Source organism: Methylophaga sp. UBA5088 (assembly GCF_002414625.1).
In the GTDB taxonomy this organism is placed as follows: Bacteria; Pseudomonadota; Gammaproteobacteria; order Nitrosococcales; family Methylophagaceae; genus Methylophaga; species Methylophaga marina.
This window is the reverse complement of sequence record NZ_DIAC01000125.1, coordinates 26,615-30,659: the sequence shown is the minus strand read 5'-3', so window position 1 is coordinate 30,659 and position 4,045 is coordinate 26,615. Positions and strand designations below refer to the sequence as shown.

Below are 4,045 nucleotides of genomic sequence, written 5' to 3'. Positions count from 1 at the left end.
TTTTTGTTCGGTTAATGCCGTTGGAAGTTATCAAAGCACGTTATATGAAGGCCGTCAAAGCAGAAGACCCGGCTGTCATTTTATTTTCATCCGGTAGTGAAGGTACACCAAAAGGGGTATTACTTTCCCATCGAAATGTTATGAGTAATATCAAGCAGGTAGCTGATGTTCTTAATACTGAACGTGATGATGTCGTGATGTCTGTTTTACCTTTATTTCACGCTTTCGGATTGACGGTCACGACATTTTTGCCGCTGGTAGAGTCGCTACCCGTGATATGTCATCCCGACCCAACAGATGTCAGGAATATTGCTAAAGGGATTGCGACATTCCGTGGCACCATACTTTGTGGTACATCGACATTTTTGCGCATGTATGTCCGTAACCGTAAAGTCGAACCATTGATGTTAGACTCTTTGCGGATTGTGGTTTCTGGCGCAGAAAAACTGAATCCGGAAGTACGTGATAGCTTCAAAATCAAATTCAATAAAACCATTTATGAAGGATACGGTGCAACGGAGACAACCCCGGTCGCTAGTGTCAATATTCCAGATAAACTGGCTCCCGATACTCTAACCACACAGATTGGCAGCAAACTAGGTACCGTTGGTATGCCATTACCGGGCACACGTTTCAGAATTGTTAATCCAGACACATTCGAAGACTTACCCGCTGGTGAAGATGGTTTAATCTTGATTGGTGGTAATCAAGTGATGATTGCTTACCTTGATGATCCGGAAAAAACGGAATCTGTCATTACTGAACAAGATGGCGTGCGTTGGTATCACACAGGAGATAAAGGTCATCTTGATGAGGATGGGTTTCTGGTCATTGTTGACCGCTATTCTCGTTTTGCCAAAGTCGGTGGTGAAATGATTAGTCTTGGTGCCATTGAGTCGGCTTTAAAACCCCACCTGAGTGAGGAGGTCGATATTCTGGCCACGACAGTCGCTGATGAGAAAAAAGGCGAAAAAGTGGTGCTGCTATACACGCAAGAACAGGCGGAGGCTGATATAAAACAAACTATCAGCGAGCAGTTATCACCGCTGATGCAGCCTAGTAAACTGCTATATATCGAAGACATTCCAAAACTGGGGACGGGCAAGACTGATTTGAATGCAGCAAAAAAACTTGCTGCACAAGCTATTCAATAACGGGTAGAGGGATGATGGATATACATCAGGTAACCAACTTTTTTCTGGAGTTGGATGCCTTAAAGCACATTCAACGTCGTAGCTATATTACGGGTGGTGAGCGTTTAGAAAATTCTGCTGAGCACTCCTGGCATCTTGCAATGGCTTGCTGGAATATAGCGGCGTATTTTCAGCTTGATGTCGACATGGCTAAATTGCTGCAATACGCATTGGTGCATGACTTAGGTGAAGTTGATGCCGGTGATACTTTTCTATATTCAAAAGAAAGAAAAACGTCCAATGAAGCTGAGAGGCTGTGTGTACAACGTTTTTCAGAACATAGTGGTAATCATATTCAAGACTTGCTTACATTATGGGATGAGCAGGAGTTTGGTCACAGTACTGAAGCAAAACTCATGAAAGCCGTCGACAGACTACTGCCATTTTTATTGAATATCGCCGCTGAAGGTAAAACCTGGAAGTCACACCAGATTAGGGCTTCACAAGTTAAAAATGCGCATGCCTTTATTGCTGATGATTTTCCAGAGCTACACCAATGGCTGAGTGAGAAGATTGATTATGCTACTCAACAGGGGTGGTTGTTAGCTGATGATGCGGCGGAAGTTGCCACTGAATAACCTCACAGGCATACTCATTTGTTCCAATAACAAGGAGAGAGAAATGACTTTAGCTTTAACCCCACTGATTTCATTAATTGCCGGTATTTTAATTCTGATGGTGCCGCGACTATTGAGTTACATTGTTGCGATTTATCTGATTATTATTGGTTTAGTTGGCTTATTTGGTACCAGTATTAATTTAACACCATGAGATAAAACACGTAATGATGAAGAAGCCTCGACATTTCATCGGGGCTTTTTTATGTTTATCCCTATGACAGTGTTATGACGATATTAGATTGCATCGCCTTATTTTTCCTGCTTTCTGCAATGGCGGCTTTGCCAAGTATCAGTGTGATGCTGGTTGTATCACGTACCTTATCAGGAGGCGTATCACAGGGTGTTATGGTTTGCTTGGGAATTGTAGCGGCAGACTTGCTGTATCTGTTACTAGCCATGTTTGGACTGACAATAGTGGCTATTTGGCTTGAGCAACACCGGTGGCTACTGCAAATAATGGCAATCATTATTTTAGTGCTATTCAGTTATCAGCTTTGGCACTCGCCTTATCGTTATGCTGCTATGGCAACTTCAGGAAAAAAAACTAGCTTGGCTAGCTTTATGGCTGGTTTTACTTTGACCTTAGTCGATTATAAGGCGATATTTTTTTATCTTGGCATCTTGCCTGTTTATCTCGGTAGCAGCGATATCACATTATCTTCATTGCTTATGTTGTTAAGTACTACTGCGATTGCCGTAGCTTGGGTAAAATTAGCTTATGTTTTGCTTGCCAATCATGTTCAAGGTGCTGTCGTTTTGCAAAAAAGTTATCGATTTATGTCAGTCATTTTGTGTCTAATTGCATTATGGCTAACTGTGGATATGGTTCTGAGTCAGTTTAATTAGTTAGCAACTCACATAGATATGAGTATCAAACAGAAGTGGAAGAGATAAATATGAGTGATGATTGCCAGACGCGTCTGGATGAAGTCATTTGCGATTGTAGTGGCACAACCCGAGCCAAAATAGAAAGCCTGTTTGAACAGGGAATAGTTGATATTGATACTATCTCTCGTAAAACCGGTGCCGTGTCTGGCTGTGGTTCTTGCGAATGGGATATTGAAGCATTGTTGGATGAATTAGTTCAGGGCTTAGATGGTTAAGTTTTTAGGTTTTCTATGTAAAGCATCGTTGCACCAGCGACTGCGGCTGGAATCACTAAAAAGTTAACGATAGGAATCATGGTGGCAAGCAACGTAGCAAAACCAAATCCCAGCGCCAGACTTCGGTGTTGGCGAAGTTTCTCACGTTGTTCTTTAAAACCTAATAAATGATTCCCCATGGGGTAATCATGATAATCAAGTGCAAGCGTCCAGCTTGAGAAGAAAAACCATAAGACTGGCGCAATAAGGTTTAAACCGGGTATCCAGGACAACAGTAATAATGGCAGCATCCATCGTAATAAATAAGCGGTTTTACGCAGTTCATTCATCACCATTTTTGGTGTGTCTTTGAGCACCTGTGTCCATGGCATATCGGGTGGACTGGCTCCTGACATCTTGGTTTCAACCATTTCAGCGAGAATGCCATTAAAAGGGGCTGCAAGGATATTGGCGATTATGGAGAAGGTAAAAAACACAATTAATGCCAGTAGCACAACAAACAGCGGCCAGATGATCCAGGTCAGAGCACTTTCCAACCATGACGGTAACCAGTCGGGCATCAACGCCTCAAGCCAACCATCAAAATGAGATAAGCCAAACCAGATGGCACCACTGAACAGCAAGGTGTTAATGAGCATCGGCAAATAGGCAAATCGTCTGATGCCAGGCTGATTGATTAAGCTAAACCCCTGAATCAAGTATCGTGCGCCCTGGATCATTTTTCGCATAATGGCCTCATTCAGTGTTTAGATTTGATAACTAGCGTCATATAGAAAAAAGCGATACTGGCTGGAACCAGTATCGCTCATTATGCATTTATGGAAGTGTGACAGGTTCTGGTGCGACCCAGCCTTCTTTACGATATTCCGCGACTACTGTGGTGTAAACGCCGCCACGAACGTTAAATATGCCTGTGATGCGCATGAATCTCGGCTGACATGCCGCTACCAAATCATCCAGAATGGTATTGGTTACTTTTTCATGAAATGCGCCTTGATCGCGGTATGACCACATGTAAAGTTTAAAGGCCTTTAATTCAACGCATTTTTCATCTGGTACATAGTCCAGTTTGATGGTGGCAAAATCGGGTTGTCCGGTCTTGGGACACAGACAGGTAAATTCAGATGTA

Annotated in this window: 7 protein-coding genes; 5 read left to right on the top strand and 2 right to left on the bottom strand. The window is 42.7% G+C overall.

Annotated elements, in window-relative coordinates; translation table 11 throughout:
- The 5 genes from B4K20_RS15495 to B4K20_RS15475 all read left to right on the top strand — a co-directional run.
- The coding region (locus B4K20_RS15495; RefSeq protein WP_289283604.1) for an AMP-binding protein at positions 1–1,154 on the top strand (1,154 nt) is incomplete at its 5' end.
- Positions 1,155–1,165: 11 nt separating this feature from the next.
- The gene (locus tag B4K20_RS15490) at positions 1,166–1,771 is read left to right on the top strand and encodes an HD domain-containing protein (RefSeq protein ID WP_289283603.1); all 606 of its coding nucleotides are present in this window, start codon (positions 1,166–1,168) and stop codon (positions 1,769–1,771) included.
- Positions 1,772–1,814: 43 nt separating this feature from the next.
- The gene (locus B4K20_RS15485) at positions 1,815–1,964 is read left to right on the top strand and encodes a DUF3096 domain-containing protein (protein ID WP_286304528.1); all 150 of its coding nucleotides are present in this window, start codon (positions 1,815–1,817) and stop codon (positions 1,962–1,964) included.
- Between the two features lie 74 nt (positions 1,965–2,038).
- On the top strand, positions 2,039–2,659 hold the full coding sequence (locus B4K20_RS15480; protein WP_289283602.1) for a LysE family translocator: 621 nt from the start codon (positions 2,039–2,041) through the stop codon (positions 2,657–2,659).
- A gap of 50 nt (positions 2,660–2,709) precedes the next feature.
- A complete protein-coding gene (locus tag B4K20_RS15475) occupies positions 2,710–2,916 on the top strand; it encodes a (2Fe-2S)-binding protein (protein ID WP_286304530.1) in 207 nt (68 codons plus the stop codon).
- On the opposite strand, the gene cysZ is transcribed toward B4K20_RS15475, so the two are convergent.
- Together cysZ and queF are read right to left on the bottom strand one after the other, a co-directional pair.
- Positions 2,913–3,644: a sulfate transporter CysZ gene (cysZ, locus tag B4K20_RS15470; RefSeq protein ID WP_289283601.1), complete on the bottom strand. Its 732-nt coding sequence runs from the start codon at positions 3,642–3,644 to the stop codon at positions 2,913–2,915. The two genes, B4K20_RS15475 and cysZ, sit on opposite strands and share 4 nt — an antisense overlap.
- A gap of 88 nt (positions 3,645–3,732) precedes the next feature.
- Positions 3,733–4,045, bottom strand: a 313-nt coding sequence (gene queF / locus B4K20_RS15465; protein ID WP_289283600.1) for a preQ(1) synthase, incomplete at its 5' end; no start/stop codon positions are given.

Coding starts and splice junctions, on each gene's coding strand:
- B4K20_RS15490 (WP_289283603.1), top strand. CDS start 1,166: ATGATGGATATACATCAGGTAACCAACTTTTTTCTGGAGTTGGATGCC.
- B4K20_RS15485 (WP_286304528.1), top strand. CDS start 1,815: ATGACTTTAGCTTTAACCCCACTGATTTCATTAATTGCCGGTATTTTA.
- B4K20_RS15480 (WP_289283602.1), top strand. CDS start 2,039: ATGACGATATTAGATTGCATCGCCTTATTTTTCCTGCTTTCTGCAATG.
- B4K20_RS15475 (WP_286304530.1), top strand. CDS start 2,710: ATGAGTGATGATTGCCAGACGCGTCTGGATGAAGTCATTTGCGATTGT.
- cysZ (WP_289283601.1), bottom strand. CDS start 3,644: ATGCGAAAAATGATCCAGGGCGCACGATACTTGATTCAGGGGTTTAGC.